We start from the raw sequence: 3,319 nt of genomic DNA, 5'->3' as shown, positions 1-3,319 counted from the left end.
AGGCCGCCGGGGCGAGCGCCGTGAGTGTCCTCACGGACGACGTGGACTTCGGCGGCAGCATCGAGGACCTGCTCCAGGTGCGCGCGGCCATCTCGCTGCCGGTGCTGCGCAAGGACTTCCTGGTGGCGCCGCAGGAGGTGGAGGAGAGCGCGGCGCTCGGCGCGGACGCGGTGCTGCTCATCGCGGACGCGCTGGAGGACGGGCCACTCGCGGAGATGGTGGCGGCGGCGAAGGCCTGCCGGGTGGCGGCGCTCGTCGAGGCCCACACGCAGGAGCACGCCGAGCGGGCGCTGAAGGCGGGCGCGGAGCTGGTGGGCATCAACAACCGGAACCTCGCCACGCTGCGCACGGACATCTCCACGGCGCTGAAGGTCATCCCCACGCTGCGCAGCCGGGCGAAGGCGCTGGTGGCGGAGAGCGGCCTCAAGACGCGCGAGGACTTCGCGTCGGCCGGGGCATGCGGCGCGGACGCGGTGCTGGTGGGCGAGTCCCTGCTGCGCGACGCGGAGCCCGGCCGGGCCCTGGCGCGGCTGCTCAAGCCCGCGGGGGCGCCGTGAGCACGAGGGTGAAGATCTGTGGCCTCACCCGCGTGGAGGACGCGCGGATGGCGTGGGCCGCGGGCGCGGACGCGCTGGGGCTCAACTTCTACCCGCGCTCGCCGCGCTACGTGACGGCGGAGACGGCGGCGGCGCTGGCTCGGACGCGGCCGGCGCTGGGCACGGTGGTGGGCGTCTTCGTCAACGAGTCTCCGGACGTCATCCGCGCGCGGGTGCGCGAGTGCGGCCTCACGGCGGTGCAGCTCCACGGCGACGAGCCCCCCGAGGCCTGCGCGGGCTACGGCGTGCCCGTCATCAAGGCCCTGCGGGTGCGCGGCCCCGAGGACGTGGAGCGGGCGCGGGCCTATGTGGGCGTGGGCGACGTGGCGACACTGCTGCTGGACGGGGCGGCGCCGGGCTACGGCGGCGGAGGCGTGGGCTTCGACTGGTCGCTGGTGGCGCGGCTGTCGGACGCGGGCGTGCCGGTGCTGGTGGCCGGCGGGCTCAACCCGGGCAATGTACAGCAAGCCGTGCGGGCCACCCGGCCCTACGGCGTGGACGTGGCGAGCGGGGTGGAAGTCAGCCCCGGGATCAAGGATGCGGAAGCGGTGCGCGCCTTCGTGCGCGCCGTGAGGACCGTGCTTTGGGAGTAACGGAAACCATGGAGACGCAGACCATCCCTGGCCGCTTTGGACGTTATGGCGGCCGCTATGTGCCGGAGACGCTCGTCCCGGCGCTGCAGGAGTTGGAGCAGGCGTATGCCGAGGCCCGGAAGGACCCGGCCTTCGACGAGCAGGTGTCGCAGGTGCTGCGCGAGTTCGTCGGGCGCGAGACGCCGCTGACGCCCGCGCGCCGGCTGACCGAGCGCTGGGGTGGCGCCGAGGTGTGGCTCAAGCGCGAGGATCTCGCGCACACGGGCGCCCATAAAATCAACAACACCATCGGTCAGGTGCTGCTGGCGAAAAGGATGGGCAAGAAGCGCATCATCGCGGAGACGGGCGCGGGCCAGCACGGCGTGGCCACCGCCACCGCGTGCGCCCTGTTCGGCCTGCCCTGCGAAGTCTTCATGGGGGCGATGGACGTGGAGCGCCAGTCGCTCAACGTCTTCCGCATGAAGGCGCTGGGGGCCAGGGTGCGGCCGGTGGAGTCGGGCTCGCGCACGCTCAAGGACGCGATGAACGAGGCCATGCGTACCTGGGTGTCGCAGGTCGAGGACACCTACTACGTGATTGGGAGCGCGGCCGGTCCGCACCCCTACCCCACCATCGTCCGGGACTTCCAGGCCGTCATCGGCCGCGAAATCCGCACGCAGTCGCTGGTGGCCTTCGGCAAGCTGCCGGACGCCATCATCGCGTGCATCGGCGGCGGCTCGAACGCCATCGGCGCGCTCCACCCCTTCCTCGAGGACAAGAGCGTGCGGCTGGTGGGCGTGGAGGCCGGTGGCCACGGGCTGGACTCGGGGCAGCACGGCGCGTCCCTGACGCTGGGCACCGAGGGCGTGCTGCACGGCTCGCGCTCGCTGGTGCTCCAGGACGAGCACGGGCAGATCATCGAGGCGCACTCCATCTCCGCGGGCCTGGACTACCCGGGCGTGGGGCCGGAGCTGGCGCACCTGGCGAAGACGGGCCGGATGGAGGTGCGCACCGCCACGGACGACGAGGCGCTGGAGGCCTTCTACCTGGTGTGCCGCAACGAGGGCATCCTCCCGGCGCTGGAGTCCTCGCACGCCTTCGCGCGAGCGGGGGAGCTGGCGCGCGAGCTGGGCAAGGGCAAGCATCTGGTCATCAACTGCTCGGGCCGTGGCGACAAGGACGTGGCCACCATCGCGGCGCGGGGCGTGCCCCCGGCCGTCGGTCAGGAGGGCGCATGAGCGGGGAGATCGCGGAGGCGTTCGCTCGGGCGAAGGCCCGCGGTGAGGGCGCGCTGGTGGCGTACGCGATGGCGGGAGACCCGGACCTCGCGCGCTCGGTGGACGTGTTCGTCGCGTGCGTGGAGGGTGGCGCGGACATCCTGGAGATCGGCGTGGCGTTCAGCGATCCCATCGCGGACGGCCCGGTCATCCAGGCCTCGTCCGAGCGGGCGCTGAAGGCCGGCTCCACGCTCAAGCGGGTGCTGGACGAGGTGGTGCCGGCGGTGCGCCAGCGCTGCCCCCAGACGCCGCTGGTGGTGATGACGTACGTCAACGTGGTGATGGCGATGGGCGAGGAGCGCTACGCGAAGCTCGCCCGGGAGCGCGGCGTGTCGGGCACCATCCTGCCGGACCTGCCGCCCGAGGAGAGCGCGAGCTTGCGCGAGACCTTCGACAAGGAGGGGATGGAGCTCATCCCCCTGTGCGCGCCGACCACGTCGCCGACGCGAGCGGAGAGCATCGCGAAGGACGCGCGGGGCTTCGTCTACTGCGTGTCGGTGGCGGGAGTGACGGGCATGCGCTCGGAGCTGCCGGCGAACCTGTCCGAGCGACTGGAGCTGGTGCGGCGCCTGTCGCCGGTGCCGGTGGTGGCGGGCTTCGGCATCTCCACCGCCGAGCACGCCCAGGTGGTGGGAGCGCACGCGGACGGCGTGGTGGTGGGCAGCGCCATCGTCCGTGCGGCGCAGGCGGACGGCCCCGCCGCGGCCCGTCAGGTGTGCGCGGAGATCAAACGCGGCCTGAAGCGCTGAAGGAACCCCATGAAGCCCAGCTCGCCCGTACTCGTCCTCGTCCGTCATGGAGAAACCGCGTGGAGCCGCAGCGGCCAGCACACCGGCCGCACGGACATTCCCCTGTTGGAGGACGGTCGCGGCAT

Annotated in this window: 5 protein-coding genes; all 5 read left to right on the top strand. The window is 72.7% G+C overall.

The annotated features are described in order from the left end of the window. A partial coding sequence (locus VF794_RS12555; RefSeq protein WP_331110040.1) for an indole-3-glycerol-phosphate synthase occupies positions 1-557 on the top strand: 557 nt, incomplete at its 5' end. Beyond that, a complete protein-coding gene (locus tag VF794_RS12550) occupies positions 554-1,189 on the top strand; it encodes a phosphoribosylanthranilate isomerase (RefSeq protein WP_331110039.1) in 636 nt (211 codons plus the stop codon). The genes VF794_RS12555 and VF794_RS12550, both read left to right, overlap by 4 nt. Before the next feature lie 8 nt (positions 1,190-1,197). After that, entirely contained in the window at positions 1,198-2,406 is a 1,209-nt protein-coding gene (gene trpB / locus VF794_RS12545; RefSeq protein ID WP_331110037.1) for a tryptophan synthase subunit beta, read from the top strand. Then, a complete protein-coding gene (gene trpA, locus VF794_RS12540) occupies positions 2,403-3,194 on the top strand; it encodes a tryptophan synthase subunit alpha (protein ID WP_331110035.1) in 792 nt (263 codons plus the stop codon). Before trpB ends, trpA begins: the two co-directional genes overlap by 4 nt. A gap of 9 nt (positions 3,195-3,203) precedes the next feature. Next, positions 3,204-3,319, top strand: a 116-nt coding sequence (locus tag VF794_RS12535) for a histidine phosphatase family protein (protein ID WP_331110042.1), incomplete at its 3' end; no start/stop codon positions are given.

The sequence above is a fragment of the Archangium sp. genome (assembly GCF_036389735.1).
Lineage (GTDB): Bacteria > Myxococcota > Myxococcia > Myxococcales > Myxococcaceae > Archangium.
This window is presented reverse-complemented; position numbering and strand designations above follow the sequence as displayed.

Excerpts from the sequence above, each read along its gene's own strand:
- trpB (WP_331110037.1), top strand. The coding sequence starts at position 1,198 with ATGGAGACGCAGACCATCCCTGGCCGCTTTGGACGTTATGGCGGCCGC.
- trpA (WP_331110035.1), top strand. The coding sequence starts at position 2,403 with ATGAGCGGGGAGATCGCGGAGGCGTTCGCTCGGGCGAAGGCCCGCGGT.